This window comes from Halorhodospira sp. M38 (assembly GCF_022227985.1).
In the GTDB taxonomy this organism is placed as follows: Bacteria; Pseudomonadota; Gammaproteobacteria; order Nitrococcales; family Halorhodospiraceae; genus Halorhodospira; species Halorhodospira halophila_A.
In genome coordinates, this window is the sequence record NZ_JAJNQP010000001.1 from 12,999 (window position 1) to 38,906 (window position 25,908).

Consider the following 25,908-nt stretch of genomic DNA (forward strand, 5'->3'; position numbering starts at 1 on the left):
GTCTCCATCCGGGGCGCGCAGCTCAGGAATCGTAGCCCCACAGCGAGGCGAGCTGGAAGCGCTGTGCCAGCTGATGGGTGGGCTCCAGTGAGTCGACGTTGGGCATGTCCGGCTGGCTGGTGTCGCGATAGAGCGGTCGTGCCGTGGGCTGGCCGTTGGCCTTGATCAGGACGGCCACGACCGGGTTGGCGCCGCGGTTGCCGCGCTGGATGACGACGCCGCGCTCGCCGCTGTCCAGGGCGACGAAACTGCCTGCCGGATAGATCCCGATGGTCTGGATCAACCCGGAGAGGATGTCGCGGTCGTAGATCCGGCCACTCTGATTCATCAGCTCGAGCAGGGTCTCGCGGACCGCCGTGGCAGGCCGGTAGACACGGTTACTGATCATCGCCAGATAGGTGTCGGCGATGGTCAGGAGCCGCGCCCCGCGGCAGATTTGAGTACCGTGCAGGCCCGCCGGGTAGCCGCTGCCGTCGAGCCGTTCGTGGTGCTCGGCGACGACCCGGAGCCAGATCGGGTCCTCGACCCCGGCTGCCGACAGGCGTTCCACCGAGCGCAACGGGTGCTCTTCCAGGTCCCTGCGCTGGGCGTCGTCGAGTGGTGCACTCTGGCGATCAAGGCCATCCTGCGTCTCGAGCATACCGATGTTCGCCGAGAGGGCGGCGAGGACGATGGAACGCCGCTCGCTGTCCGGGATGTCCAACTGGCTGCCAACGACATCGCAAAGGATCGCCTGGCGGATCGGGTGGCGGATCGAGTAGGCGAACGCCTCGTCGAGGTGGGCAGCCCCGATGGCCGCGTCGGCGTCGCGCTCGACCAGGTCGCCGATGCGGCTGGCGAGGTGGTCGAGGCGACGCAGGAACCGGTCGTTGTCCTCGCCCAGCCACTTGAAGGTCTCCTGCAGCGCGCGGGAGATTTGATAGATCAGGTCGAAGGGGTTGCGGAAAGCGGCCAAGGCGAGCTCGCGCCGCCGCGAGACCCCGCCGGTCTCTTGACGCCGGGCGGCCACGTGGTAGGGCGTCCGGCCGATCTGCAGGAGCCGCTCCAGCTGCTCGCGGGAGCGCAGAATCGAGCCGCGCCGCAGCAGTAGGTGCCCGTAGGCGTCCTCGATGTCGTAGGGCACGGGCTTTCCGAGCGCCAGGTCGTCGGCTTGAACGGTGGCCCGCTTGGTGGGGATGGCCCGCTGGTTCATGGTCTCAGGCTCGTTGTCCGGCTCCGACCATTCTACCAGCCTATGCGTGGGTATACGCCCGCGGAACGAACCGGCCCTGGGCGGGGCTGTGCGAGACCCCATGGAGGAACGGTGTTTTTGGAGGCGTTGATTCTTGTCGTCATGCTGGGGGGCATGCTGCTGATCGTCGGCTACACGGTGGTCACGGGCATCTCGCCGCTGCCCTCCACACGTCTGGGGCAGGAGTTGGTGATTGCTGCGCTACCGGACGAGCTCGAGGGAACGGTGATCGAGGCTGGCTCTGGATGGGGCGGGCTGGCCCGGGCGGTGGGGCGACGGTGCCCGCGGGCCCGGGTGATCGGGTACGAGCTCTCGCCGCTGCCGTGGTTGTTCGCCTGCCTGCTGCAGTGGATCCGGCCGGTGCCCAATGTCGAATTCCGGCGCCGCGACCTGCGCCAGGTGTCCTTCCGTGATGCCCGTGCGGTGGTTTGCTATCTGCACCTTGAGGCGATTCGCGAGCTCGAGCCGCGATGGCGCCGGGAGTTGCCCGCCGGGGCGCTGGTGGTGAGCAACACGTTCCGCATCCCGGGCTGGCAACCGTGCGCCGTGCACCGGCCGCCCGTGCGCCTGGACGCCCCGGTCTATCTCTACCGGATTCCGCGGGCCTGTCGCGCTCGTTTGGACGTGTGCGGCTAGCTCAGCGGTGGCCGTGGCGCTGTCTGATCGCCTCGATCTCGGCGCCCCGGCGCAGGAAAGCCTCCACGCACTCCCCGCACAGCTTGCCCGCCTTTGCCTCGGCTCGCAGGGTCTCGGCAGCCTCGGCGAAACCCCAAGGCCGTTTGTAGGGGCGCTCGCTGGTCAGGGCGTCGAAGACGTCGGCGACGGCCACAATGCGCCCCTCCAGCGGGATCTGCTCGCCGCGTGCACCGGTCGGATACCCGCTGCCGTCAAGGCGCTCGTGGTGGTAGGCGACGATGTTGCGCATGATGGCCGCCCGCCGGTCCTCGCTCAGCCCCAGCTCCTCGGTCATCGCCAGCACCATGGCCACGCCGCGGCTGACGTGCTCGCGCATCTGCGCGAACTCCTCGTCGGTGAGCCGGCCGGGCTTGAGCAGGATGCCGTCGGGGACGGCAATCTTGCCCACGTCATGCACCGGGGCGAACTGATAGACCATCTCGATGTATTCGTCGCCGAGACCGTGAGCTGCGGCCAGCTCGAGAGCGATCAGTCGGCTGTACTCCGCCATCCGGGCGAGGTGGCCACCGGTCTCGTCGTCCCGCGCACGGCCGAAGGCCATGGCCGTGCGCGCCGCGCCGCGCAGGGTCTGCGTGGTGCGGATGGAGGTGATGGCGAGCAAGCGGGCCAGGTCGATGTAAGGCGCCAGCCGCTCGACGACGGCCTCCGAGAAGTAGCCCGGCCGCCGGGAGTTGAGGAACAGGAAGCCGAAGAAATTCTCGTCGTGCTGCAGCGGCAGGATCATCCCGGCGCGCAACCCGCTCTCGCGGATGCTGACGGTGTGCGGTTTCGGGCTGGGGTGTTCCCGGTAGTCGTCGATGATGCGCACCTGCGGCGCCTCGGCCAGGGCGCGCAGGGTGGGGGCCTCGCCTAGCCGGGTCTCGTAGTGATCCAGGGGGCTGGGGGCATCGCCGCTGGCGCCGTAGGTCTTGAGACGGTTGGCGTCCGGTTCGTAGATGGCGACGGCGATGCGGTGGATCGCGCCGCCGGGCAGCGCTTGGTTGATATGGCAGCGCAGGCGTTCAAAGCGCTCGCTAAGGCGCAGGTGCGGTTCCTGGTCGCTCAGCGGCAGGGTATCCAGCGCGTCGGTGACTATGTCACCCGCCTGGGGGCAGGGTGAATTCGCGTCTGTGCCCATGACATCTCCGTCGGGGGGTCGGGAGGGGTCGCGGGCGTCCATACCCTTCTTTGATACGGCGCAATTGTGCCATAAAGTTCGAGGTTGTGGCCATCGGCCCGGCTGGGCGCCCGATCGGGCCGCGTTGACAGTTGCCCCGAGCCGGCCGTAGAGTCCAGCCTCCCCAGGTGACCTGGCAGTTACCATCGCTGCCGGGGCCGTTCCCCGCCGCGTGGTCCGCCCGACAGCGCCGGGGACGGTCGGGAAGTCGGTGCGCACTGCGGCCCGGGCGGGCGCAGGCAAGGCCGACGCTGTCCCCGCAACGGTAGGCGAGAGTGGGCGCTGCATCGCCACTGCATCCACGGTGTCCCTGGCACCCGGTGCGGGAAGGCGCGGCGCCCGGGGTTCGACCCCGCTCGCGAGCCCGGAGACCGGTCTGGGGGTCGCAGCCACACGGCGGGGAACCGTGCGTGGCGGTGACGGTAGCTTCAGCCGCGCCCTGTCCCAGCGCCACGGCGTGCCCGTTTCCGACCCGCTCCCCGCATGGCGTACTGGATCCAGTGACTGGAGGAGCCATGCACCGCAATCCATGCATCGCCCTCGTGGCCGGGGTCGGCCTTATCCTCGGCGGGTGCGGGGATGCCCTCGACGATGATCCGGATGGAGGGGGTGCCCGGGAAACCCGTGAGGTTGAGGATATGCTCGGCCGCAGCGTGGAGGTCCCGGAATCGGCCGAGCGGATCGCCACGGTCAATGTCGACGCCTTCCGAATGGCGCTCCACCTGGGGGTTGAGGAGCGCCTGGTGGGCATCCCGAGCGATATGTACGGCTCGCGTTTCTCCGAGGCGAAGCCCATTGAGGTCGAGGCCTTCGGGCGCCTTGACGAGGTGGCCATGGTCGGCGGCGGCCAGCCCGGTTCGGAGTTCAGTGCCGAGCGGGTGCTCGCCACGGAGCCGGATCTGTTTATCTACTGGGCCTTCAGCCGCGGTGATGACGATCAGGCGATGGCCGAACAGGCAGAACGCTACGAGCAACAGCTGGGCGTGCCGGTGGTGGCGCTGAACACCCTGGGCCGGGAACGGGCGTCGCAGGAGGCCGTCGAGGAGCAGATCGAACAGGCCTACCGGCTCCTCGGCGAAGTGTCCGGTCGCGAGGAGCGGGCCGAAGAGCTGCTCGATTTCTACCACGCAACGGTCTCCGCCGTGCAGCAGCGGGTCGCTGGCGAGCAGCCGCCTCGAGTCTATCTGGCCCACCGGCGCAATCTCTACAACCACGTCTCCTTCTACTTCCCCGTCGAGCTGCTCGGTGCCGAGATGGTCACTGCCGGCCGGGCCGGCGACGATGGCGAGGTCAGTGCCGAGGAGCTGCTGAGCTGGGATCCCCAGCATATCCTCCTCCACACACCGTCCCGAGCGAGTCGCGTGGAACGCGCCGAGGTGCTCGACGATGAGCGCTTGTCCGGTGTAGCAGCCATCGAGGCGGAGCGTATCCACCGCTTCAAGGGCACCTACATGGGCTGGGACCTGGCGACGGGGTTGATCGATCTGGTGCACATGGCTCGGGGCCTCTACCCGGAGGCCATGGCAGGCGTCGATCTCCGCGACCGCGGCGAGGAGATTCTGGAGGTCTTCTACGGTGACCCCGGTCTCTACGACCGGCTCATGGAGCTCAGCAGCCTCGAGGATGGCTGAGTTGACCGTCGGCACCCCCGTCCGGCCGGCGCCACCGCGGGGCCTCATTGACGACTACACGCGCGCGATCCGGGCCAAGACGCTGGTGCTGCTCGGCCTGGCGGTAGCCCTGGTGGCTACGGCGGGCTTTGGCTTGGCGCTGGGCCCGATGGGCATCCCGCTGAGCGAGGTGGTGCAGGCGCTGGTGGCTCGGCCGCTCGGGGCGTCGTGGGTCAGCGCGCAGACCGAGAACGTGGTCTGGAACATCCGCCTGCCGCGCCTGGCCACCGCGATGGTGGCCGGCATGGGACTGGCGCTCGGCGGCGTCATCCTGCAGAGCCTGCTGCGCAATCCCATGGCCTCGCCGTTCACCCTGGGGATCGCCTCGGGAGCCTCGCTGGGGGCGGCGCTGGCGATCATTTTCGGCTTCTCGGCTTTCGGTGTTTACGGCATCGTCGGCAACGCCTTCCTCTTCGCCATGGCGGTGTCCCTGCTCATCCTGCTCATCGGGCAGTGGAAGGGGGCGACGCCGATGAGCCTGATCCTCGCCGGCATCGCCCTGATGTACTTCTTCGGGGCGACCACGACGCTGCTGATCTACTTCGCTGATGCCGACGCCACCCGAGAGGTCATGTTCTGGAGCGTGGGCAGCCTGAGCCGCGCCGACTGGGAGAGCTTCGTATTCATCAGTGCGGCGCTGGTGGCGACGCTGCCGGTCTTCCTCTGGAAAAGCGGCGATCTGAACCGGTTGCTGCTCGGTGACGAGACCGCCACCAGCTTGGGGATCGCGGTCGGTCCGCTGCGCATCGGCCTGATGTTCCTGGTCGCCCTGTTGGTCGCGGTCACCGTGGCGTTCACCGGCGGGATCGGCTTCCTCGGTCTGGTGGCGCCGCACCTAGCGCGGCTTCTGATCGGCTCGGATCACCGCTTCCTGATCCCGGCCACTGCCCTGATTGGCGCCCTGCTGCTGACGCTGGCGGATCTGGTATCGCTGCACGCCTTCGAATCGGTGGTGTTGCCTGTGGGTGTGGTCACGGCGTTCATCGGTTCGCCGCTGTTCATCTATCTGATCCTGCGCCGCCGCGAGACGGGAGGGGGGGCGTGACGGCGACCGGGATCGAACTGCGCGGCGTGCGCTACGCCTATCGGCGCACCGAGGTGCTTCGTGGTGTCGACGCCCGCGTGGAAGCCGGCGAGGTGGTCGCCCTGATCGGGCCCAACGGCTCTGGCAAGAGCACGCTGCTCAAGTGCATCACCGGCATCCTGCGTCCGCGCCACGGGACCCTCACCATCGCCGGTGAGCCGGTGCAGGGGCAGCGGCAGGCGCGCATCGCCCGCCGGCTCTCCTACGTGGCGCAGACCGCCGATGCCGTCTACCCGCTGACCGTGCTCGAGAGTGTACTGCTCGGTCTGCGTCGGGCGAGCTGGCGGCACGATCCGGCGGACCTCGCCCGCGCCGAGGCTGTGCTCGAGCGTCTGGGTATGGCGGATTTGGCGCAGGCGCCGCTGACCGAGATCAGCGGCGGGCAGCGGCAAAAAGCGGCCATCGCCCGGGCGCTGGTCCGGCAGACGCCGTTCCTGCTGCTCGACGAGCCAACCAACCATCTGGACATGAAGCACAAGCGCGATGCCATCGAGATCCTGACCGCGTGCGCCCGGGAACAGGGGCAGGGCGTGCTGGTCGTGCTCCACGATATCAACATCGCCGTGCAACTGGCTGACCGCATCGTGCTGCTGCGCGATGGCCGGGTCATGGCCGACGGACCGCCGCAGGCGGTGATCGACACGCCGACCATCCGTGCCGCCTATGACGTGGATGTCCGCGTTGTCGAGCACCAGCAGGCGCCCTTCGTGGTCGGCTACCGATTGCAGCAGAGAGGGGGTGTGCATGACGGGTGAGGTCTGGTTCGTGGGGGCGGGGCCCGGGGCGGCCGATCTGATCACGGTCCGCGGGCGGGATCGTGTCGCGGCGGCGGACGCCGTGCTCTACGCCGGCTCGCTGGTACCCGCCGGGGTGCTGGAATGGGCGCCGCCCCACTGTGAGGTCGCCGACTCCAAGGGCATGACCCTGGAGGAGATCCAGGGCTGGCTGCTCGAGCGCGCCCGGGCCGGACGCCGCGTGGTGCGGTTGCAGCCCGGCGATCCGGGGCTCTACGGCGCTTTCGTGGAGATCGTGCGTCCGCTGGATGCGGCTGGCATCCCGGTCCACCTGGTCCCGGGGGTGACCTCGGCGATGGCTGCCGCGGCGGCCGCCGGCGAGAGCCTGACCCTGCCCGAGGGGACTCAGACCGTGATCTTCACCCGGGTGGAGGGGCGTACCCCCATGCCGGCCGGCGAGCAGCTCGCCGACCTAGCCCGCCACGGCAGCACCCTGTGCATCTATCTCTCGATCACCCTGCTGGAGCGCCTGGCGGACGCCCTCTGCCGGGGTGGCTGGAAAGAGGATGCCCCGGTGGTGGTGGTCCACCGCGCCTCCTGGCCCGGGGTGGAGCAGGTGCTGCGCACCTGCATCCGCGATCTCGCCGAAGACTGCCGCGCCGCCGGGCTCAACAGCCAGACGATGATCCTGGTTGGACCGGCGCTGGGGGCGCGGCAGGCGGCGCCGGCGGCGCGCTCGCGGCTCTACGATCCGGACTTCGCGCACCGTTTCCGCCGCCCTGAAAGCTGAGGACGTTTCTGAATGAGTGATTGTATCCTTCTGATCGGGCATGGATCACGCCAAGAGGACGGCAATGAGGAGATCCGCCGGTTCGCCGGGATGCTGGCCGAGCGCTATCCGGACTGGCGACTGGAGACCTGCTTCATCGAGTTCGCCGATCCGCTGCTTAGCGAGGGCCTGGATCGCGCCGCGGCCCGTGCCGAGCGCGTCATTGCCGTGCCGCTGATCCTCAATGCCGCCGGGCACGTGAAACTCGAGGTGCCCGAGCAGGTCGATGCGGCTCGAGAGCGGCACCCCGGCGTCGATTTCCGCCTGGCACGCCACCTGGGAGTCAGTGAATCGTCGCTGGGTCTGGTCGAGCGGCGTCTGCGCGATGCCATGCAGGCCCTGCACGTCCCCGATCCGCGGACCACCGGCGTCATCCTGCTCGGTCGGGGGTCCTCGGACCGCACCGCCAACGGGGAGCTCGCGCGGTTGGGGCGGTGGCTCTACGAGGGTGGCGAGCATGACCTGGTCGATATCGCCTTCACTGGCGTGACGCACCCGCGCCTGGAGGCGGTGGTGCAGCGCCACCACCTGCTGGGCGCGACGCAACAGGTGATCCTGCCGTACTACCTGTTCACCGGACGGCTGATCGAGCGCATCGAGCAACAGGTGGAGCGGCTGCGCATCCAGTATCCCCGGACGGTCTTCGCCCTGGCGGATTATCTCGGTTTCGAGCCGGAAGTCTTCGATCTGATCGCCCACCGGGTGGAGGAGGCGCGGACCGGGCAGGCCATGCTCGAGTGCGACGGCTGTCCGCACCGGGCCGCGGCCGGTCATCACCACCATCATCACCACCACTGAGGGTGCCGCAATGTCCCGTGAGCCGTCCGTGACCGAGCAGCAGACCGCCTCCGGGCGGCGTATCGAGGAGTGCTCCTTCGCCCGTGTTGATGCCGAGGCCGGAGATCGCAGCGCCTACGACACCGCACAGTGGCCGGTAGTCCGGCGCATGATCCACGCCACGGCGGATTTTGATTTCAACGGTGTGACCCGCTTCCATCCCCAGGCGGTGGCAGCCGGGGTGGCGGCGATCCGCTCCGGGGCGCCGGTGTTCGTCGATGTCGAGATGATCCGGGTCGGCCTCTCGGCGGCACGCCTGCGCTATTTCGGGGTCGAGGCCCACTGCTTGATGAACGACCCGCAAGCGGCGGAGCGTGCCGAGCGCGCCGGGACGACACGGGCCGAGCAGGCCGTCGCCCTGGCCGCCGAGCAGGGGCGGCTCGACGGCGCCATGGTCGCCGTGGGCAACGCCCCGACCGCCCTGCGGGCGATCCTCGCGCGCATCGAGCGTGGCGAGGTGGCGCCGCGACTGCTGATCGCCATGCCGGTGGGATTCGTCGCCGCCGCCGAGTCCAGCGACGAGGCTATGGCGCAACAGCGGGTGCCGTGGATTGCCACGGCCGGGCGCAAGGGCGGGACGCCGGCGGTGGTGGCCTGCCTCCACGCCCTGCTTGGCCTGGCCGGGGAGGCCGGCACGTGAGCCCCGTGTGCACCATCGTCGGCGTGCTGGATGACGGCCCCGAAGCGCTGGCGCCTGCTGCCCGCGAGGCGATCGCCGGGGCGGATCTGCTCATCGGCGGGCGGCGCGTTCTCGAAACCTGTGCGCCCCTGGCCCCCGGGGCGGAGCGCCGGGATCTGACCGGCAGCGTGGCGCAAGTTCCGGCCTGGATCGAGGCCGCGGCGGCGCAGCGGCGGCACGTGGTGGTTCTTGCCAGTGGCGACCCGCTCTGCCACGGCATTGGCGAGCGCGTCACCGCGAGCCTCGGTGCCGCGCGCTGCCGGGTACTGCCGGCCCCGTCGCTGGTTCAGCTGGCCTGTGCCCGGCTCGGTTGGCCGGTGGCGCAGACCGCCATCGCCTCGGTGCACGGCCGCGCGGCCGATGACTGGTCGGCGCAGGCGGCGTCGCCCGAGCACCCGATGAGCGGGGTGCTGCGTGCCCTGGATGATCACGAGCGCGTGGCGGTCTACACCACCGGTGAGAATGGCGCCGACTGGCTGGCCCGGCAGCTGCAGGCGGTCGGCTACAGCGATGAAGAACTGGAGGTGGCCGTAGTGGCGCGCATCGGGCGGGAGGATGAACAGCTCCATCCGCCGGCGCCGCTCGGCAGCGCTGCGGCGCACCGGTATGCGCAGCCCCATGTGGCGCTGGTGCGGCGCCGTACGGCGGCACTGGCCTGGCCATTCGCCGGGGCCGATGCATCGTTTGCCCAGCGTCGCCCGCAGCGCGGCCTGATCACCAAGCGGGAGGTCCGGGCGGTTGCCCTGGCCAGTCTGGCGCTGACCGCCGAGAGCCGGGTCTGGGATATCGGGACCGGTTCCGGGGCGGTGGCCCTCGAGGCCGCGAGGCTCTGCCCGCGGGGGCATGTCTGGGCCATGGAGCGCCGCCTCGAGGATCTCGCCATCGCCGAGGAGAATCGGCGCCGGCGTCGGGCGGGGAATGTCACGCTCCATCACGGCCGGGCTCCGCAGGGGCTGGAACAATGGCCGGATCCGGACGCGGTGTTCATCGGTGGCTCCGGCGGAGCACTGGGCACGTTGATCGACCACTGCCTGGAGCGACTGCGTCCGGGCGGGCGGCTGGTGATCAACGTGGTGACCCTGGAGAATCTCCAACAGGCCATGGCCCGGCTCGATGCCGCCGCGGCCCAGGGGACCGTGCAGTGGGAGGCGGTGCAGCTGCAGGCCAGCCGCAGTGGTGAGCTGGCCGGGATGCGCACTTTCCGCGCGGAGAACCCGGTCTGGGTACTCACGGCGAACAAGACGGAGACAGTATGACGACAGCCTCGGGAAGGTTGATCGGGGTTTCGCTGGGCCCCGGGGATCCCGGATGGATCACGCGCCGGGCCTGGCAGGTCCTGCAGGGAGATGCGCGCTGGGCGTATCCGGTGCGGGCCCAAGGGCAGCGCAGCTACGCGCTGGATATCGTCGAGCGCGGCGGGCTGGTGGCACCGGACGATGCCATGCCCCTGGTCTTCCCGATGACCCACAACCCGGGGACGCTGGCGCTGCACTGGGGGCGGGCGGCGCAGACCGTCGCCGCCACCCTGGCCCAGGGCCGTGACGTAGCGTTCCTGGTGGAAGGGGATGCCTCCACCTACGCCACCTTCGGGCACCTGGCCCGTACCGTGCTCGCCGAGGAGCCCGGTGCCGGAGTGGAGACCATCCCGGGGGTGGCCTCCTTCCTGGCGGCCCCGGCGCGCGTCGGCTGGCCGTTGGCCAGCCAGGGCGACGCGCTGGCGGTGCTCCCGGGGGGGTACGGGATGGAGACCGTGGAACGACTGTTGCCGGAGGTGGATACGCTGGTGCTGCTCAAGGTCAAGCCCTTGCTCGACCCGCTGATCGAGCTGCTCGAGCGGCGCGGGTTGAGCGACGCCAGCGTCTTCGTCGAGCGCGTCGGCACCCCTCAGGAGCGGGTGGTTACGGAGATCACCGGGCTGCGCGGCGAGACGGTCCATTACCTCTCGCTGCTGATGGTCTGCAAGGGCCGCTCCGGCGCGCCCTCCGGAGGAGGCGAGGGCGTTTGAGCGAGGCGGGTGCAGGGCTGTTGCTGGTGGTGGTCAGCCGTGGCGGTGCCGCCGGTGCGGCGCGCCTGGCGGTGCTCTGGCCCGGGGCGGAAATCCTGGTCACCGAGCGGGTCGCGCCACTGCTGGCCGACCACGGCGAGCGCTGCACGCCGGTGGCATCCGGGGCACTCGCGGAGGCCCTGGGGGAGCGTCTCCGCTCCCCCCTCGAACAGGTTATCTGCTTCGCCTCGGTGGGTGCCTGTGTGCGCCTGCTCGCCCCGTATCTGGTCGATAAGACCCGTGACCCCGGGGTGGTCAGCGTGGATGATTCGGCGCATTTCGCGGTGGCGGTGCTCGGCGGCCACCTGGGCGGGGCCAATGCCTGGGCGCAGCGCGTCGCCCGGGAACTCGGCGCCACTCCGGTGGTGACCACGGCCTCGGACCGACGCGGGTTGCCTGCGGTGGACCTGCTCGGCCGGGAGCAGGGCTGGCGGGTGGTGGCGTCCACTGCAGCCCTACGTCGGGCCGCGGCGGCGCTGCTTCACGGTGAGCCGGTCGCGCTGATCGAGGAGGCCGACACCTGGCGCCCGGCAACCCCACCACCGGCGAACCTGTACCGCTTCACCAAGTCCGATGCCCTGGACCCGGGGGCCTACAGTGCCGTGCTCTGGGTCCGCGACGAGGCGCCGTCCGCCGATTGGCAGGCACGCCTGGGCGATCGGCTGGTACGCTACCGAACCGCGCGCCGGGGTCCGTAATGCCGCGTGTGGTGTTGGGGATTGGCTGTGACCGCGGTGCGGCGGAGGAGACGGTGGCCGCGGCGGTGGCCGCGGCACTGGCCGAGGCTGGGCTGTGCAACGCGGACGTGGTTGCGGTGGCGAGTATCGACCTCAAGCGCGATGAACCGGCGCTGCACGCGCTGGCGCGGGCCCACGGCTGGCCCCTGGTTTTCTATCCGGCGACGCAACTGGCCGCGATCCCGGTGCCGCACCCCTCTGAGGTGGTGCGCCGGCACACCGGGACGCCGGCGGTCGCCGAAGCGGCGGCGCTGTGCCGGGCCGATGCCGACAGCGCCGATCTGATCATCGAGAAACGCCGCTGGCGGGGCGGCGACGGACGCAACGCCACGGTATCGATAGCGAGGCTGAACGCATGACAGGCGATGTTCCCCCTCCGGGGCAGATCCTTCTGGTGGGGATCGGCCCGGGTGACCCGGCGCACATGACTGCGCGGGCCCGAGAGGCGATCGCCGAGGCCGAGGTGGTCATCGGTTACCAGACGTACCTCAAGCTGATCCCGGAGCTGCTGGAAGGTAAGACAGTGATCGGCAAGGCCATGACCGAGGAGCTTGACCGGGTCGAGGCAGCCTGGCAAACGGCCCGGGCCGGGCAGGTGGTGGCCCTGGTCTCTTCCGGCGATCCCGGGGTCTACGGCATGGCAGGGCCGACCTACGAGTTCCTGCTTCAACAGGGCTGGCAGGGGGGCGCCGGGGAGGTTCAGGTGGAGGTGGTGCCGGGGACCTCGGCGCTGTCCTCCTGCGCTGCCCTGGTCGGTGCCCCCCTGACCCACGATTTCTGCACCATTTCGCTCTCGGACCTGCTCACGCCCTGGCCGGTGATCGCGCGCAGGCTGGAGGCCGCCGGGCGCGGTGACTTCGTCACCGTCCTCTACAATCCGGCGAGCAAACGCCGCCAGGCGCACATCGCCCGGGCGCAGGAGATCCTGCTGCGCTATCGCGATCCGAAGACTCCGGTGGCGGTGGTCCGCTCGGCCTACCGCGAGCGCCAGCAGGTCCAGCACCTGCCCCTAGAGCAGCTCCACCAGGCCGAGCCGAGTATGCTCAGCACGGTGATCATCGGCAACCGCTCGACCCGGTTCGAGCACGGCCGGATGGTGACCCCGCGGGGCTACACCGCCAAGTACGCCGAGGCTGGCACGCCCGTGCCCGGTGAGCAGCGCGGGCAATCGCTGAGTCTGGGGCTGGAGGGCTGGCCGGTGGTCCTGCGTCAGTGGTTGCGCGAGCAGCAGACGCCAAGCCTGGAGGCCGCGGCGGCGCATTTCGACGTCGATTGGGCCGAGGCGTTGGCCGCCGTTGCGGACGACGTGGCGGAGCCGGATACGCCGTTCATGACCAGCCGGATCGAGGTGACGGACCTGCCGCGTCACCTGGAGGAGTGCCGCGAGTGGCCGCGGATCCGGGCCGTCGTGCGCGGGCCGGCCGGAACGCGCATGGTTTGTTCGGTGGCTGGTGCGGGGCTCTACTACGACGGTGAGACGCTGGTCCTCGGTGCCGGAGGCGGCCGGGTCGAACTCGACTGGCAGCGCGTGGCCGCGGCCTGGGCGCTGGCCGGTACCTGCCAGCACTGCAGCCTGGAGCTGGTGGATGAACGCGGTCGGGGCCTGCTTTCGCTGCAGCGTGTTACCGGCAGGAACCCGGCCGGGGACGCATCGGGGCGTGCGGGCTGAGTCTATGCACCACTATCCGATCTTCCTCAAGCTTGACGGGTGTCGCTGCCTGGTGGTCGGCGGCGGCGAAGCCGCGGCCCGACGCGCCGGTGATCTGCTGCGGGCCGGCGCCCGCGTGGAGCTGATCGCGCCGGAGCTGGGTGCGCCGTGTGAGCGCCTGCTGGAGAACGCTACCGGCGAACTCCACCACCGCGCCGAGGGGTTCGCCCCGGGCATGGAAGAAGGCGCAGCACTGGTGGTGGGGGCCACCGGGGACGAGGCCACCGACCGCACCATCTATCACGCCTGCCGCGTCCGGGGGATCCCGGTCAATGTAGCCGGACGCCCTTCATTGAGCACCTACATAACACCTGTGCAGGTCGATCGTTCGCCCCTGCAACTGGCGGTCTCTAGCGGCGGCGCCGCCCCCGTGCTGGCTCGACAGATCGCCAGCCGGCTGGAGACCCTGCTGCCGGCGGCCTACGGTCGGCTGGCGCGCCTGGCTGGCCGGATGCGCGAGCGGGTGCGTGTGGCCTTGCCGGACAAGGACTGGCGGTTGCGGTTCTGGGAGCAGATCTTTGATGGTGCCGCCGCGGAATCGGTGCTTGCCGGTCGCGAGGCCGAGGGGGAGGCCGAGCTGTTGCGGCTGCTCGAGGAGGAGCGGGCGCGGCCGGCCCCGCGTGGGGAGGTCTTTCTGGTCGGGGCTGGCCCCGGGGATCCCGATCTGCTGACCTTCCGCGCGCTGCGGCTCATGCAGCGGGCGGACGTGGTGCTCTACGACCGCCTGGCGGCGCCGGCCCTGCTGGATCTCGTGCGCAAGGAGGCCGAGCGGATCCCGGTGGGCAAACGACGGGGGCGGCATACGCTGCCACAGGAGCGGATCAACGAACGGCTGATCGATCTGGCCCGCTCCGGCAAGCGGGTGCTCCGGCTCAAGGGCGGTGATCCGTTCCTCTTCGGCCGCGGCGGTGAGGAGATCGAGGGCCTGATCGAGCACGACATCCCCTTTCAGGTGGTGCCGGGCATCAGTGCTGCCCAGGGGGCGGCGAGTTACGCCGGCATCCCACTGACCCATCGGGACTACGCCCAGACCTGCCGCCTGCTCACCGGCCACCGGCGTGCCGGGCACCCGCAGATGAGGGCCCACGCGCCCTATCGCGAGGACGAAACGCTGATCATCTACATGGGCCTGGTCAACCTCGAGGCGGTTTGCGAACAACTACGCGAATGTGGGCTCCCGCCCGCGCATCCGGCCGCTGTGGTCGCCCAGGCGACGACACCGCAGCAGCGGGTGGTTCTGGGCAATCTCCGGACGCTGGCACAGCGGGTCCGCTCCGAGCGGCTAGAGAGTCCAGCGTTGGTGGTGGTCGGGCCGACGGTGCAGCTGCATCCGCGCCTGGGCTGGTACCGCGGCGAGGCCGAGGAGCGCGATGCGGCGGCGAGCATCGACCCCTGCTGGACGGGCGGGCTGAACGGCTAATCCGGTGAGGACCTCATGAGCGAGGAGGAGCAAGATCCGGCTCTGCCCATCGACCCGCTGCGTCCGTCGTTCACCCGGGCGCTGGAGCAGGGCCACTGCGTGGTGGCGGCCGCAACCGGCTCCGGCAAGTCCACTCGGCTGCCGGTCTGGGCGGCGGAGGCCGGCGGTCCGGTGCTGGTCGTCCAGCCCCGCCGCGTGGCGGCGACCAGCCTGGCCGATTTCGTGGCCGCACAAATGGCGACGGAATCGGGAGAGCGCGTGGGCTATGCCGTCCGCCTGGAGCGCCGCTACTCGCAGCGGACGCGCATCCTGTTCGTTACCCCCGGCGTGGCCCTGCGCTGGCGGGCCGAGGGGCGGCTGGCCGAGTTCACGACGGTGATCCTCGACGAGTTCCACGAGCGGCGCTGGGACACCGACCTGCTCCTGGCGTTGCTGCGCGCCGATGCCGCTCAGCACCTGGTGATCACCTCCGCAACCGTGGACGGGGAGCGACTGGCCAAGGAGCTGGGTGGCACGTACCTGGAGACGCCGGGCCGGGGGTATCCGGTGGATGAATGCCACCTGGGCGAGCAGCCCCGGACCATGCCGCAGCGCAGAGATCTCGGCAAGCGCCTGGCCGAGGCGATCCGGCGGGCGCTGGACGAGACGGCCGGGGACGTGCTCGCCTTCCTGCCCGGTCAGGGTGAGATCGAGGAGGCGCGCCGGGCGCTCTCCGGGGTGGAGGCCGAGGTGATCCGGCTCCACGGCGGGGTCCGGCTGTCCGAGCAGCGCCGGGCGCTGGAGCCGGGAACGACGCGTCGCGTGGTACTGGCCACCAATATCGCCGAGACCTCGCTGACCGTACCTGGGATTACCGCGGTGGTGGACAGCGGCCTGGAACGGCGGACCTTGCGCCGCAACGGTCGGACGGTTCTCTCGCTGCAACCGATCTCGCGGGCGAGCGCGGCGCAGCGCGCGGGGCGCGCCGGCCGTCTGCAGCCGGGCACCTGCTATCGACTGTGGGGGCATGCCGCACCGCTGCCCGAGCATGCTCCGCCGGAGGTGTTGCGCGAGGATCTCACCGAACTGGTGCTTGCGGGAGCCTGTGCCGGTTATCGGATCCCCGATCTGCCCTTCGTGGACACGCCCCGGGCCGAGAGCCTGGAGCAGGCTGAGGGGCTGCTCCAGGCGATGGGGGCTCTGGACGCCTCTGGGGGCATCACCCCGCGGGGGCAACGGCTGTTCCGCATGCCCGTCGATCCGGAGCTGGCCCATCTCGTGCTTGCCATGCCCGACGCCGAGACCGGTGGCTTGATGGCCGACTGGATTGCCGGGCTGGCGGTGGGGGATCGCTGGCTGCAGGTCCGCGGCGATCCCGACGAACGCGAGCAGCTGGCCGGGTTGCTTGGGCAGCGCTGCGATGCCCGGTTACGCGTGGCGGCGCTGCGCTGTGAGCGTCTCCCCGGTGTGCAGGTCGATGCGCGGGCGTGGGAGGAAGCGCGACGGCTGGCAGGTCAGCTGCGCGAATTGCTCGATCTACCGATACTGCCGCGGCCTGAGGCGAGGCCGAGGGAGGTGGGCGTACCGGGTGTCGACCGCGCACGGGTCGAGCGGGCCCTGACCGCCGCCGCCCGGGCGATGCCGACCTGGCTCTATGTGCGTCGGCAGCGAAGGCGGCAGGCGCTCGGCAATGGCGCCGGCGACGAGGTGGTGCTCGGCGAGTACTCTTGGTTCCCGGAGGAGGCCGAGGCGGCGCTGGTCCTCAGTGCGCACAGTGTCCCCGGTCGCGGCACGCGGCAGACCATCAGCGTGGCCACGGCGCTGGCGCCGTTGTCGCTGCCATGCGTCATTGCCAGTGGCGCCTGCAGCGAGGGGATCAGCGAGCCGGCATGGACTGGGGAGCGACTGACTGCCCGCCGCGAGTGGCTTTTTGCCGGGCGCTGCATCGGGTGCGAGGAAGTGGAGCCGGAGGGAGCCGCGGCGCGCGAGGCAGCGGCCGACCTGATCCTGGAGGACGCGCTGCTGGCGCCGGCCGGTGGTCGGCTTCGTGACGATCTGGAGGCGTGGGCCCTGTACGTCGCTCTGGGGTATGCCGAGGGCGCTGTTCCAGAGCCGCGGCCGTGGCTGCTGGAGCAGCTCGAGCGCCTGGGCGTGGAGCGGGGTGAGGATCTCGCGCTGCTCGAGCCCGGGGACCTGCGTTTCCCGGGGATTCCGGAGTGGCAGCGATCCGACTTCGATGAGCGCTATCCGCGCCGGCTCCAACTCCCCGATCTCGAATTGCGTATCCACTACCACGTCCGGCGCCGGGAGGTGGTCGCTGAGAAGGTCGGCGGCATCCGCCGCACCGATCCGAAGCGCTGGGAACTACCGGCCTGGCCGGGCTGGCGGGTCCGCTTCCAGCGGGCCAGTCGGGTCGTCGACATTCGGTAGGAGTGATGACGGAACAGACCGATGTGATCGTGATCGGTGCCGGTGCCGCCGGGCTGATGTGTGCCGCCACCGCCGCCGGGCGGGGCCGGCGGGTGGTGGTGCTCGATCACGCTCGCAAACCGGGACGCAAGATCCTCATGTCGGGGGGCGGGCGTTGCAACTTCACCCACCTTGATAGCGGGCCGGAGCACTTCTTGTCGGCCAACCCGCGTTTCTGCATCTCGGCGCTGCGGCGCTACCCGCCGGCCGCCTTCCTGGAGTTGGTGGAGCGCCACCGCGTTGCCTATGAGGAGCGTGAGCCGGGGCGACTGTTTTGCCGTGACTCGGCCCGCCCGATCCTCGACCTATTGCTCGATGAGTGCGCGCGGGCGGGGGTGGAGCTGCGCATGGCGACGGGGGTTCGTAGCGTCGGCTCGACGGCGGCGGGCTTCGCCGTGGCAACCCCGACCGGTACGGTGCACGCCGAGGCATTGGTGGTGGCCACTGGTGGCCTGTCGATCCCCCGGATGGGCGCCAGCGGCCTGGGATACGCCATCGCCCGGCAGTTCGGCCTGCCGGTGCAGCCGACGCGCCCGGCGCTGGTGCCGCTGACCCTGCCGGACTACCTCCACCGGCCGATCGGATCTCTGGCGGGGATCAGCCTGCCCGTCCGTATGCGCTGTGCTGGGGCTGAGTTCAGGGATGACCTGCTCATCACCCACCACGGGTTGAGCGGACCCGCCGCGCTGCAGGTTTCCAGCTACTGGCAGCCAGAGGCCCCCTTGAGCGTGGACTGGCTACCGGATACGGCCCTGCGCGAGGAGCTGGCCCGGGTGCGCAGCGGACGCGGCCGGCGGGCCCTGCATCGTTGCCTGGAGCGCCACCTGCCACGACGCTTGGCGCGGGCGTTATGCGAACTCGAGGGCTGGTCGGGACCGTTGCAGGGCTACAGCAATCAGGCCCTGGATGAGGTGGCGCGGCGGCTTGAGGATTGGCGATTGACCCCGGCCGGTACGGCCGGCTACGCCAAGGCCGAGGTGACCGCCGGCGGCGTCGACACCGACGCGCTCTCTTCGCGCACCCTGGCGGCCCGTCAGGTGCCCGGGCTTCACTTCATCGGCGAGGTCGTCGATGTGACCGGGCAGCTGGGCGGCCACAACTTCCAGTGGGCGTGGTCCTCCGGGGTGGCCGCGGGTCAGGCCGTCTAGCCGTCGCCCTCCGGGTCGGTCGGTGCCTTGAAGTCGGCGACCTGCAAATGGTGGCGGCTGAGCAGTCGGTAGAACTCGGTTCGGTTGCGCCCGGCAATCCGCGCGGCCTGACTGACGTTTCCCTCGGTGAGCTTGAGCAGCCGGATCAGGTAATCACGCTCGAACGCCTCGCGGGCCTCGGCCAAGGTGGGGATGGCCGGTTCCTGGTCCTGGTTGAGGGCCTGGCGGACCAAGCGCTCGGGGAGGATCTCGCTGGTGCTCAGGGCCACGCACTGCTCGATGACGTTCTGCAGCTGGCGCACGTTGCCTGGCCAGTCGGCCTGGACCAGCACCTCGATGGCCTCCGGCGAGAGGTCCTCGACGGTGCGCCCGTGACGGCGGGTGGCCTCGGCCAGGAAGTGGCGGGCGAGCAGCGGGATGTCCTCGCGCCGCTCGGTCAGCGGGGGCAGGGCCAGGGTCACGACGGCCAGGCGGAAGTAGAGGTCCTCGCGGAACGAGCCGTCGGCCCGGGCGGTCTCTAGGTCCCGGTGGGTGGCGGAGAGCACGCGCACGTTGATCGGGATCGGGTCGCGTCCGCCCACCGGGCGAATGACCTGCTCCTGGAGGGCTCGCAGGAGTTTGACCTGCAGCTGCGCGGGCATATCACCGATCTCGTCCAGGAACAGGGTGCCGCCGTCGGCATCGCGGAACAGCCCGGCACGATCCCGGTCGGCGCCGGTAAAGGCGCCGCGCACATGCCCGAAGAGCTCGGACTCGAGCAGCGTCTCCGGGATGGCCCCGCAGTTGACCGGCACGAACGGCCCCTCGGCGCGGGGGCTGTGGGCGTGGATGGCCCGGGCGACCAGCTCCTTGCCCGATCCACTGGCGCCCTGGATCAGGACGTTGGCATCGGAGTCGGCCACCAGCAGGGCGCGCTCGAGGACCTCTTCCATGCGCGGGCTGCGGGTCACCAGCCCGTGGCGCCGGCCCGCCTCGCGGGCGGTGTCGGAGGTCTGGCCACCGCGGGCCGACAGGGCCTTGTCGAGCTGTTCGAGCAGCTCCGGCGGGTCGAAGGGTTTGGTGAGGAATTCGTGCACGCCGCGCCGGGTCGCCTCGACGGCGTCCTGGATGGAGCCGTGGGCGGTGAGGATGATCACCGGCAGGGCCGGCCAGCGCTCGCGGACCGCATCGAACAGTGCCAGCCCGTCCATGCCCTCCATGCGCAGGTCGGTGATCAGCGCATCGGCAGGCTGGCGCTCGAGCTCGGCCAGGGCCCGCTCGCCGCTCTCGCAGGTGGTGGGGGCGTAGCCGGAGGCCTCCAGGCGCATCTCCATCAGCCGGCACAGGCTCGGGTCGTCGTCGACGACGAGGATCCGAGGGCGTTGCGTCATACCGTTGCCTCCTTCGCATCTCTGGGCAGCCAGACGCGCATGTTCGCGCCGGGCCCGTCGGGACGTGCCAGCGCCTGGATGGTGCCGTCGTGGGCATTCAGGCATTCGCGGACCAGGGACAGCCCCAGCCCGCTGCCCTTGACCGAGCCGCTGCCCCGGGTCTCGCCCTGGCGGAACGGCTCGAAGATCAGCGATTGCTCGTGCTCGGGGATGCCTTGTCCGCGATCCTGTACCTCGAGCGTGACCCCTTGGTCGTCGCCGCGCAGGAGCAGGTCGATGGGCTGGTTCTCCGGCGAATAGCGCAGGGCATTGGAGAGGAGGTTATCGATCACGGTCGCCATGAGTTCACGATCGGCCTCGATCTCGGCGGGTTCCAGGTCGGTCCGGATCTCGATGCCGCGGCGCCGGGCCGTGAGCTCGTGGCGCTCGACGACTTCGCGGACCAGCGCGGCCAGGTCCAGGCGGTTGAAGTGGGCCGGGCGGGCAAGGGCCTCGCCGTGGCGCGCGAAGCGCAGAAGATTGTCGATCTGGCGGCGCAGCTCGTGGCCGTTCTCGCGGACGATCCCGGCGATCTCCTCGCGTCGTGTCGGGTCGCCGTTGAACGTGGGATCGCGGAGGAGTTCGGCCCCCTCGAGCACGGCGGCCAGCGGCGTCTTAAGCTCGTGGGAGAAGTGGCGCAGCAGCCGCTGGCGCTGGTTGCGCAGCTCGGCCAGTTGCCGGCGCAGGTCATCCAGCTCGCGGCCCAGGTTTTCCAGGTCCTGTGGGCCGCGGACCGCCACCGGGCGCTCGAAATCCGCCGTCCCGAGCCGGCGGATGTTGTCACCGAGGGCCTTGATAGGCCGGTGGATGCGTCCGGCAAAGTAGAAGGTGAAGGCCAGCGTGATCGGTACCGCCGCAAGCAGATGCCAGACGAAGATCTGGCGGGCCCGATCGGAGAAGGCCTGAACCTGGTCCACCTCCTCGTCGATCCGTCGGTAGCCGGCTGCGGAGATGCTGGCCACCGAACGGTGCAGGGCCAGACTCAGTGCCGGCACCTGGGCGGTGGCCTCAGGCCGGTCCGGCCCGAGCAGGTGCAGCGTGGTCACCAGGGTGGACTCTACGACCCGCAACCCCTGGTGAAGCCAGGTGGCCTCCTCGGGTCCGAAGGCACCGGGCGGGGCGCCGGCTGCGGCCAGCTCGCGGCGCCAGTGGCGATACTCCTGAAGGGCGGCGGGGTCGTTGTGGGTGGCATAACGGCGGGCAGCGCGTTCGATATCCATGGCGACACGCGCCATGTGAGCACTGTTCTCGGTGACGCCGACGGCTTCATAGATGGCGATCTGACTGTCGCTGGCGAGCCGATCCACGGACCATGCGGCGATGGCCAGAGCCAGGATCAGCGGCGCCGTCACTACCGCGAAGCCGGTCAAAAGCAGCCGGAGCAGGGATTTGGTAGGGCCGAACGGGTTGCGAAACCGGGCGGGGCGGACCGGGCGCAGCCTCATCCCGAACTCTGACCCCGGGCCCAGTCCAGGACGGCGTGCAGGGCGTCCGTCGCCACCGGCTTGGTCAGGTAGCGGTCACACCCGGCTTGCAGGGCGCGCTCGCGGACGTCGTCCAGGGCGTGGGCGGTGAGTATCACAATGGGCGTATACGGAACCCGATGCCTCCGTTCGAGTTCCCGAATCCGCGTTGCGGCCCGGTCGCCGTTGGTGTGTGACATCTGCATGTCCAGGATCATCAGGTCCGGTTGTGCCTGCTGCCACGCGGCTATCGCCTCCTCGCCGTCAGAGACCGTGGTGACCTTCCAGCCGGCGCGCTGCAACAGCTTGCTGAGCAATAGGGCGCTGGTTGGCTCGTCTTCGGCCACCACGGCCTGCGGTGGTGTGTCGCCCGGGATCGGACGCCGCGGCGCGTGAACGCCGGTGTCGGCCTCCGTCGGTGCATCCGTTGCCTCGCAGGTGGGTAGCGACACGGTGAAGGAGAAGGTGGTGCCGCATCCCTCGGTGCTCGTTACCTCGATCCGACCACCCATCAGGGCAACGAGTTCCTTGCAGATAGCCAGCCCCAGCCCGCTCCCCGGGGCGCGGTGCAGCGCTGGGTCACCGCGGGCGAATGGCTCGAAGACGGAGGCCCGGAGGGCTTCCGGGATCCCGGGGCCGGTATCGCTGACGCGGAAACTGATGCGCTCGTCGCCTTCGGGAGTCACGTAGACCGCCACCGACCCGCGCTCGGTGAACTTGATGGCGTTGCCCACGAGGTTATTCAGGACCTGAGCCAGCCGGGTCGGATCGCCGCGGACGATCCCCGGGAGGCGCTCATCCGGGTGCCAGTGCAGGGTGAGCCCTTGGTTTCGGGCCTGATGCTCCAGGGGGGCTAGCTGCTCATGGAGGAATTGGCGCAGCCGTAGCGTCCGAGGTTGAAGCCGCAGCCCGCCAGCGTGCAGCCGGGACAGCTCCAACAGCGTGTCGATTAGCCCTTCCAGCTGCCCCGCCGCGTTCCGGCAGTAGCCGAGGTACTCCTCCTGCCGGGGGGTGAGTGGCGTATCGGCCAGCAGCCCGCAGAAGCCGGCGATGGTGTTCAGGGGGGTGCGCAGATCGTGGCTGACGGCAGCCAGGAAGGTATCCCGGGCGCGTTCCGCCTCCTTCTGTTCGGTGATGTCGTAGATCGCGCCCTGCAGGACCCAATCTTCCTGGCTGTTGAGTCGCACCAGACGGCCGATATCGCGCACCCAGCGCACCGAGCCGTCGCGGTGTACGATGCGGTAGTTCAGGTCCGAGGTGCCGCCCTCGGCAATCAGCACCCTGATCCGCTGCCGGACCCGCTCGCGGTCCTCGGGGTGGATCAAGGAGGTCCAGTCGCAGTGGCCGCCCATGAATTCGGCCTGGGTGTAGCCGGTGATCTCCTCGACCATGCCGCGCAGCAGGACCGGGGCCGGTTCACCGAGTCGCCTCTGGTAGGCAATCCCGATGAAGTCCTCCAGGAACCGTCGGTAGCGTTGATCACGGGGTGACTGCTCGGCTGCCTTGAGTTCACTGATGTCCGTGTGGATGCCCAGTACCTGCCGGGGGAATCCCTCGGCATCCCGCGCCACGACCTGGCCCCGGGCGTGGATCCAGTGCCAGTCGCCGTCGGCCCGGCGCAGGCGCAGCTCCAGCGAGTAGCTGCCGTCGTCGCGGGCGATCAGATGCTGGTAAATGGCGTTCTCCGCAGCCTCGCGATCGTCCGGGTGGATGTGCTCGCGGAGGGTGGCGTAATCCATGTCCATGCGCTGCTCCGGCGGGTAGCCGAGCAGACTCCAGGCGTCGTCGTCCCAGTGCACCCGGTCGGTGCTGATATCCCACTCCCAGATGCCGAAGCGGGCGGCGCTCTGCGCCATTCGGTAGCGCTGCTCTTTCTCGGCGAGGGCCCGCTCAATCTCCTTCTCGTGGGTGATATCCACCAGGTAGCCGTAGTGGTAGTCGGGCCCATTGTGGCGTCGGTCGATCACCGTCGAGTCGTAAACCCAGCGGTAGCTGCCATCGGCGTGGCGCACGCGGTAGGGGCGGTGCTCGAAATGGCGCGAGCCGAGATCGCGGTGGTGGGCGACCTCCTCGGCGACGCGCTGGAAGTCGTCCGGGTGGATCAGATCGCCATAGCGCACGGTGCCGCTGAGCAAGGCCTCGGGTGAATGGCCGAGGACCTGCTGAACGTTGGGCGAGACGTACTCCACCGGCCATTGAGCGGTGATGCGCCACTGGAAGACGACAGTCGGTCCGCCGATAAACAGCTGCCGCTCGCGCTCGAGGGCCCGTTTTTGCTCGCGCAGCTCCCGCTCCAGGGCCTGCTGGTGGCTGCGATCCTGGAAGGAGACCACCGCACCGGTGATCTCGCCGTCGTCGGCTGCCAGCGGGCTGGCGTAGACCTGGACGGGAAGGCCGGTACCGTCGCTACGCCAGAACAGGTCCTGCCAGGCCTCGAGGGCCTCGCCAGTCTCGATGACCCGGTAGATGGGGCAATGCTCTTCCGGGTAAGGGCGCCCATCGGGGTGGCTGTGGTGGGTCAGCGCATGGGCCGATTCGCCAATCACGCTGGCTTCGTCGCGGAACCCGAGCAGTCGCAGGGCGGCCGGGTTGAGAAAGGTGAAGCGTCCCTGGCGGTCGACGCCCATTACACCCTCGCCGAGGGCTCGGAGAATGTGCTGCGGGGGGAGGTTCACCATGTTTGCCGCGCGGGGCCTCCTTGCCGGGTTGCGAGGATCAATGGCTATCGATCGACGTTAACCGGTCAATGATAGAGCGAATGCACCTTTCCGTGGCCGAGCGCATCGTCGCGGTGCGACAGCGGGGCGATCCTGCGTTACGCTGCGCCGACCCAGATGACGTTTCGGAGGAGATCCATGCGGCCACAACGCAACAGACCGTACTGGCTCGCTGTGGTGCTCGTGCTGGCGGTCGCCGGCTGGGTCGGCGGTGCCCAGGCCACGGAGCCGGGAGCGGCGTCCGGCCAGGACGAGGAGCTGAGCGAAGCGGATCAGGCCCTGAACGAGGCCTTCGAACTCCACGAGCAGGGGAAGCTGGAAGGTGCCTACGAGGCCTTCCGGGATCTGGCTGACGCCGGAGATGCCGAGGCCAAGGTTCAGCTAGGCTGGATGTACCTGGAGGGGCATACGACGGAGCCGGACATGGAACGCACCGCCGAGCTTTGGGAGCAGGCGGCCGAGGCCGGCCACGAGCGCGCGGCGCACCTGCTCAACGCCGTGCTGCCCGGGGTGGAGCACTGAGGCGGGGTGCCCGGGCGCGCCGCAGCGGCGCGCCCGGGTGGCTCATTACGCAGGTGGATGGATGAAGGAGTGATCGATGAGTCGAGTAATGCGTCAGGCGGTTTTGGGACTCGTGGGCGGGGCGGTTCTGATGGTGGGCTGCTCTGACGGCACGCCGGGGGAGTCCGCCCAGGCGGACGTCTTCGATCGCCTTGCCGATAGCCACTACATCGCGCAGGGCGAGAGCGACTTCCGCGTCTACGCCTTCAAGGATCCGCACTGCCCGGCCTGCACCAACCTGAAGAACGCCGTGGATAACGATGCCACGCCCAGCGTGGAGTGGCGCTGGGTACCGGTCGGGTTCCTCGGCTCGGGCGCGCAGGCAGATGCAGCGGCGATGATCGAGGACGAGAAGGATGTGGACGGCTACGACGCCGTCCAGGCCAACATGCGTCTGGCCCAAGAGCTGGGCGTGCGTAGCGTACCAACGGTCTTCTACCGGGACACCGATGGCGAGGTGCGGTTCTTTGTCGGGGGCGAGCAGCAGGCCCTCGATGCCCTCGAGCGCATGGCCGCCGAATAGGTCGCGAGGTCGGCCCCGGGGCTACCTACCGCCCGGGGGCCGGTGCGATCACGGTTCTTCGCCCGGTTCGTCTTCCAGGTCGTCGTCGGCCCGCTCGACGTGCTCGGCGACGAAGCGGAGATAGTCGGCCAGGTCCGCACCGCTCATGTAGTTGCGGGCGAAGGAAAGCGTCCCGAGCATGAGGGCTTCCACCGTGGCCATTGGCTCGTCGTCCTGGGCGTCGACGGCCTCCAGGCCCAGGGCCTGAACCTGTCTGGCAAGGTCGGTGTTGAGTCTGGGGGTGTCTTCGCTCATGCGGCTCCCTCTGGCTTGGGCATGCGCCCGGTGGGCTTGGGCGGGTCCCCATTATCCCCGAGCCACCCGGCTGCGCGCCACGCCAGCGGGATCCGGGGGTGCAGGCGGCCGACGGGCCCCTTCCATCAGGCGGCCGGGGCACTGATCCGCTTGACGAAGATCCAGTAGCTGTCCCCGCTCAGGGCCCGTTTCATGTGCACCCGGACCTTCGTCGGCGCCATCCGGTAGTCGAAGGTGTAGTCGAAGATCTCGTTGAGATCGCCGCTCCGGACGCCCTCCCGGAAACGACCGTAGAAGGTCTCCGTATGACCGCATGGGGCGACCTCGTTGAAGAAATCGCGACCGATCATCTCCGCCGGATCCCGACCGGTGATGGCCCCCTCGGTGGCGTTGTAGAGGAGGATGCATCCGTTGTCGTCGATCTGGATGACGCCGAAGGGAAGCTCGTCGATCTCCTCCGGCGTCATGGCCGCCAGCCGGTTCTCCAAGTCTGCGCGACCGAACAGGAGTGTGCCCATCC

24 protein-coding genes and 1 riboswitch are annotated in these 25,908 nt (G+C 69.8%); of the genes, 17 read left to right on the forward strand and 7 right to left on the reverse strand.

Features of this window, described 5'->3' with window-relative positions; genetic code table 11:
* Positions 1 to 22: 22 nt before the first annotated feature.
* Positions 23 to 1,192 carry an HD-GYP domain-containing protein gene (locus LRA98_RS00080; RefSeq protein ID WP_201170409.1) on the reverse strand — a complete coding sequence of 390 codons (1,170 nt, stop codon included), beginning with the start codon at positions 1,190 to 1,192 and terminating at the stop codon, positions 23 to 25.
* Between the two features lie 117 nt (positions 1,193 to 1,309).
* Between LRA98_RS00080 and LRA98_RS00085 the strand changes: the two genes are divergently transcribed.
* Positions 1,310 to 1,867: a class I SAM-dependent methyltransferase gene (locus LRA98_RS00085; protein WP_238633927.1), complete on the forward strand. Its 558-nt coding sequence runs from the start codon at positions 1,310 to 1,312 to the stop codon at positions 1,865 to 1,867.
* A 1-nt stretch (position 1,868) separates the two neighbouring features.
* Here the strand turns inward: LRA98_RS00085 and LRA98_RS00090 are convergent, their stop codons facing one another.
* Positions 1,869 to 3,044 (reverse strand): HD-GYP domain-containing protein, encoded by a 1,176-nt coding sequence (locus tag LRA98_RS00090; protein WP_238633928.1) that lies wholly within the window; start codon positions 3,042 to 3,044, stop codon positions 1,869 to 1,871.
* A 240-nt stretch (positions 3,045 to 3,284) separates the two neighbouring features.
* A riboswitch (cobalamin riboswitch) is annotated at positions 3,285 to 3,457 on the forward strand.
* Positions 3,458 to 3,598: 141 nt separating this feature from the next.
* Here LRA98_RS00090 and LRA98_RS00095 point away from each other — a divergent pair.
* The 14 genes from LRA98_RS00095 to LRA98_RS00160 are packed head-to-tail and all read left to right on the forward strand — an operon-like array spanning position 3,599 to position 18,421.
* On the forward strand, positions 3,599 to 4,714 hold the full coding sequence (locus tag LRA98_RS00095) for an ABC transporter substrate-binding protein (protein WP_238633929.1): 1,116 nt from the start codon (positions 3,599 to 3,601) through the stop codon (positions 4,712 to 4,714).
* Positions 4,707 to 5,798, forward strand: a complete 1,092-nt coding sequence (locus LRA98_RS00100; protein WP_238633930.1) for a FecCD family ABC transporter permease — start codon at positions 4,707 to 4,709, stop codon at positions 5,796 to 5,798. The genes LRA98_RS00095 and LRA98_RS00100 overlap by 8 nt, the downstream gene beginning before the upstream one ends.
* Positions 5,795 to 6,592 carry an ATP-binding cassette domain-containing protein gene (locus tag LRA98_RS00105; protein ID WP_201170402.1) on the forward strand — a complete coding sequence of 266 codons (798 nt, stop codon included), beginning with the start codon at positions 5,795 to 5,797 and terminating at the stop codon, positions 6,590 to 6,592. The genes LRA98_RS00100 and LRA98_RS00105 overlap by 4 nt, the downstream gene beginning before the upstream one ends.
* Entirely contained in the window at positions 6,582 to 7,361 is a 780-nt protein-coding gene (cobM, locus tag LRA98_RS00110) for a precorrin-4 C(11)-methyltransferase (protein WP_238633931.1), read from the forward strand. The genes LRA98_RS00105 and cobM overlap by 11 nt, the downstream gene beginning before the upstream one ends.
* 12 nt (positions 7,362 to 7,373) lie before the next feature.
* Positions 7,374 to 8,198 (forward strand): sirohydrochlorin chelatase, encoded by an 825-nt coding sequence (locus tag LRA98_RS00115; RefSeq protein WP_201170399.1) that lies wholly within the window; start codon positions 7,374 to 7,376, stop codon positions 8,196 to 8,198.
* A gap of 10 nt (positions 8,199 to 8,208) precedes the next feature.
* The gene (locus tag LRA98_RS00120) at positions 8,209 to 8,877 is read left to right on the forward strand and encodes a precorrin-8X methylmutase (protein ID WP_201241927.1); all 669 of its coding nucleotides are present in this window, start codon (positions 8,209 to 8,211) and stop codon (positions 8,875 to 8,877) included.
* On the forward strand, positions 8,874 to 10,172 hold the full coding sequence (gene cbiE / locus LRA98_RS00125; RefSeq protein WP_238633932.1) for a precorrin-6y C5,15-methyltransferase (decarboxylating) subunit CbiE: 1,299 nt from the start codon (positions 8,874 to 8,876) through the stop codon (positions 10,170 to 10,172). Before LRA98_RS00120 ends, cbiE begins: the two co-directional genes overlap by 4 nt.
* Entirely contained in the window at positions 10,169 to 10,921 is a 753-nt protein-coding gene (gene cobI, locus LRA98_RS00130) for a precorrin-2 C(20)-methyltransferase (RefSeq protein WP_238633933.1), read from the forward strand. The genes cbiE and cobI overlap by 4 nt, the downstream gene beginning before the upstream one ends.
* Positions 10,918 to 11,658 carry a cobalamin biosynthesis central domain-containing protein gene (locus LRA98_RS00135; protein ID WP_201170395.1) on the forward strand — a complete coding sequence of 247 codons (741 nt, stop codon included), beginning with the start codon at positions 10,918 to 10,920 and terminating at the stop codon, positions 11,656 to 11,658. The genes cobI and LRA98_RS00135 overlap by 4 nt, the downstream gene beginning before the upstream one ends.
* On the forward strand, positions 11,658 to 12,056 hold the full coding sequence (locus tag LRA98_RS00140) for a cobalamin biosynthesis protein (protein WP_201170394.1): 399 nt from the start codon (positions 11,658 to 11,660) through the stop codon (positions 12,054 to 12,056). Before LRA98_RS00135 ends, LRA98_RS00140 begins: the two co-directional genes overlap by 1 nt.
* The gene (gene cobJ / locus LRA98_RS00145) at positions 12,053 to 13,366 is read left to right on the forward strand and encodes a precorrin-3B C(17)-methyltransferase (protein ID WP_238633934.1); all 1,314 of its coding nucleotides are present in this window, start codon (positions 12,053 to 12,055) and stop codon (positions 13,364 to 13,366) included. Before LRA98_RS00140 ends, cobJ begins: the two co-directional genes overlap by 4 nt.
* 4 nt (positions 13,367 to 13,370) lie before the next feature.
* Complete coding sequence (gene cysG, locus LRA98_RS00150; RefSeq protein ID WP_238633935.1) at positions 13,371 to 14,825, forward strand: siroheme synthase CysG; 1,455 nt, start codon at positions 13,371 to 13,373, stop codon at positions 14,823 to 14,825.
* A gap of 15 nt (positions 14,826 to 14,840) precedes the next feature.
* Positions 14,841 to 17,234 carry a helicase-related protein gene (locus LRA98_RS00155; RefSeq protein WP_238633936.1) on the forward strand — a complete coding sequence of 798 codons (2,394 nt, stop codon included), beginning with the start codon at positions 14,841 to 14,843 and terminating at the stop codon, positions 17,232 to 17,234.
* Between the two features lie 5 nt (positions 17,235 to 17,239).
* Positions 17,240 to 18,421: an NAD(P)/FAD-dependent oxidoreductase gene (locus LRA98_RS00160; protein ID WP_201241922.1), complete on the forward strand. Its 1,182-nt coding sequence runs from the start codon at positions 17,240 to 17,242 to the stop codon at positions 18,419 to 18,421.
* On the opposite strand, the gene LRA98_RS00165 is transcribed toward LRA98_RS00160, so the two are convergent.
* Genes LRA98_RS00165 through LRA98_RS00175 form a run of 3 tightly spaced genes read right to left on the reverse strand, consistent with a single transcriptional unit; the run spans position 18,418 to position 23,971 of the window.
* Positions 18,418 to 19,791 carry a sigma 54-interacting transcriptional regulator gene (locus LRA98_RS00165; RefSeq protein WP_238633937.1) on the reverse strand — a complete coding sequence of 458 codons (1,374 nt, stop codon included), beginning with the start codon at positions 19,789 to 19,791 and terminating at the stop codon, positions 18,418 to 18,420. The two genes, LRA98_RS00160 and LRA98_RS00165, sit on opposite strands and share 4 nt — an antisense overlap.
* Positions 19,788 to 21,275 carry a sensor histidine kinase gene (locus LRA98_RS00170; RefSeq protein ID WP_238633938.1) on the reverse strand — a complete coding sequence of 496 codons (1,488 nt, stop codon included), beginning with the start codon at positions 21,273 to 21,275 and terminating at the stop codon, positions 19,788 to 19,790. Before LRA98_RS00170 ends, LRA98_RS00165 begins: the two co-directional genes overlap by 4 nt.
* The gene (locus tag LRA98_RS00175) at positions 21,272 to 23,971 is read right to left on the reverse strand and encodes a PAS domain-containing protein (RefSeq protein WP_274519792.1); all 2,700 of its coding nucleotides are present in this window, start codon (positions 23,969 to 23,971) and stop codon (positions 21,272 to 21,274) included. Before LRA98_RS00175 ends, LRA98_RS00170 begins: the two co-directional genes overlap by 4 nt.
* 177 nt (positions 23,972 to 24,148) lie before the next feature.
* Between LRA98_RS00175 and LRA98_RS00180 the strand changes: the two genes are divergently transcribed.
* Positions 24,149 to 24,532, forward strand: a complete 384-nt coding sequence (locus LRA98_RS00180) for a hypothetical protein (protein WP_238633940.1) — start codon at positions 24,149 to 24,151, stop codon at positions 24,530 to 24,532.
* 76 nt (positions 24,533 to 24,608) lie between these two features.
* A complete protein-coding gene (locus tag LRA98_RS00185) occupies positions 24,609 to 25,094 on the forward strand; it encodes a thioredoxin fold domain-containing protein (RefSeq protein ID WP_238633941.1) in 486 nt (161 codons plus the stop codon).
* Between the two features lie 48 nt (positions 25,095 to 25,142).
* Here the strand turns inward: LRA98_RS00185 and LRA98_RS00190 are convergent, their stop codons facing one another.
* Together LRA98_RS00190 and pyp are read right to left on the reverse strand one after the other, a co-directional pair.
* Positions 25,143 to 25,388, reverse strand: a complete 246-nt coding sequence (locus tag LRA98_RS00190) for a hypothetical protein (protein WP_201170372.1) — start codon at positions 25,386 to 25,388, stop codon at positions 25,143 to 25,145.
* A gap of 125 nt (positions 25,389 to 25,513) precedes the next feature.
* Positions 25,514 to 25,906, reverse strand: coding sequence for a photoactive yellow protein (gene pyp / locus LRA98_RS00195; RefSeq protein ID WP_201170371.1), 393 nt, complete (start codon positions 25,904 to 25,906; stop codon positions 25,514 to 25,516).
* Positions 25,907 to 25,908: the final 2 nt, after the last annotated feature.

Excerpts from the sequence above, each read along its gene's own strand:
- LRA98_RS00115 (WP_201170399.1), top strand. The coding sequence starts at position 7,374 with ATGAGTGATTGTATCCTTCTGATCGGGCATGGATCACGCCAAGAGGAC.
- cobI (WP_238633933.1), top strand. The coding sequence starts at position 10,169 with ATGACGACAGCCTCGGGAAGGTTGATCGGGGTTTCGCTGGGCCCCGGG.
- LRA98_RS00080 (WP_201170409.1), bottom strand. The coding sequence starts at position 1,192 with ATGAACCAGCGGGCCATCCCCACCAAGCGGGCCACCGTTCAAGCCGAC.
- LRA98_RS00090 (WP_238633928.1), bottom strand. The coding sequence starts at position 3,044 with ATGGGCACAGACGCGAATTCACCCTGCCCCCAGGCGGGTGACATAGTC.
- LRA98_RS00100 (WP_238633930.1), top strand. The coding sequence starts at position 4,707 with ATGGCTGAGTTGACCGTCGGCACCCCCGTCCGGCCGGCGCCACCGCGG.
- cobJ (WP_238633934.1), top strand. The coding sequence starts at position 12,053 with ATGACAGGCGATGTTCCCCCTCCGGGGCAGATCCTTCTGGTGGGGATC.
- LRA98_RS00175 (WP_274519792.1), bottom strand. The coding sequence starts at position 23,971 with ATGGTGAACCTCCCCCCGCAGCACATTCTCCGAGCCCTCGGCGAGGGT.
- LRA98_RS00155 (WP_238633936.1), top strand. The coding sequence starts at position 14,841 with ATGAGCGAGGAGGAGCAAGATCCGGCTCTGCCCATCGACCCGCTGCGT.
- LRA98_RS00165 (WP_238633937.1), bottom strand. The coding sequence starts at position 19,791 with ATGACGCAACGCCCTCGGATCCTCGTCGTCGACGACGACCCGAGCCTG.
- LRA98_RS00095 (WP_238633929.1), top strand. The coding sequence starts at position 3,599 with ATGCACCGCAATCCATGCATCGCCCTCGTGGCCGGGGTCGGCCTTATC.
- LRA98_RS00170 (WP_238633938.1), bottom strand. The coding sequence starts at position 21,275 with ATGAGGCTGCGCCCGGTCCGCCCCGCCCGGTTTCGCAACCCGTTCGGC.
- LRA98_RS00180 (WP_238633940.1), top strand. The coding sequence starts at position 24,149 with ATGCGGCCACAACGCAACAGACCGTACTGGCTCGCTGTGGTGCTCGTG.
- cysG (WP_238633935.1), top strand. The coding sequence starts at position 13,371 with ATGCACCACTATCCGATCTTCCTCAAGCTTGACGGGTGTCGCTGCCTG.
- cobM (WP_238633931.1), top strand. The coding sequence starts at position 6,582 with ATGACGGGTGAGGTCTGGTTCGTGGGGGCGGGGCCCGGGGCGGCCGAT.
- LRA98_RS00190 (WP_201170372.1), bottom strand. The coding sequence starts at position 25,388 with ATGAGCGAAGACACCCCCAGACTCAACACCGACCTTGCCAGACAGGTT.
- LRA98_RS00120 (WP_201241927.1), top strand. The coding sequence starts at position 8,209 with ATGTCCCGTGAGCCGTCCGTGACCGAGCAGCAGACCGCCTCCGGGCGG.
- LRA98_RS00140 (WP_201170394.1), top strand. The coding sequence starts at position 11,658 with ATGCCGCGTGTGGTGTTGGGGATTGGCTGTGACCGCGGTGCGGCGGAG.
- LRA98_RS00160 (WP_201241922.1), top strand. The coding sequence starts at position 17,240 with ATGACGGAACAGACCGATGTGATCGTGATCGGTGCCGGTGCCGCCGGG.
- LRA98_RS00185 (WP_238633941.1), top strand. The coding sequence starts at position 24,609 with ATGAGTCGAGTAATGCGTCAGGCGGTTTTGGGACTCGTGGGCGGGGCG.
- pyp (WP_201170371.1), bottom strand. The coding sequence starts at position 25,906 with ATGGGCACACTCCTGTTCGGTCGCGCAGACTTGGAGAACCGGCTGGCG.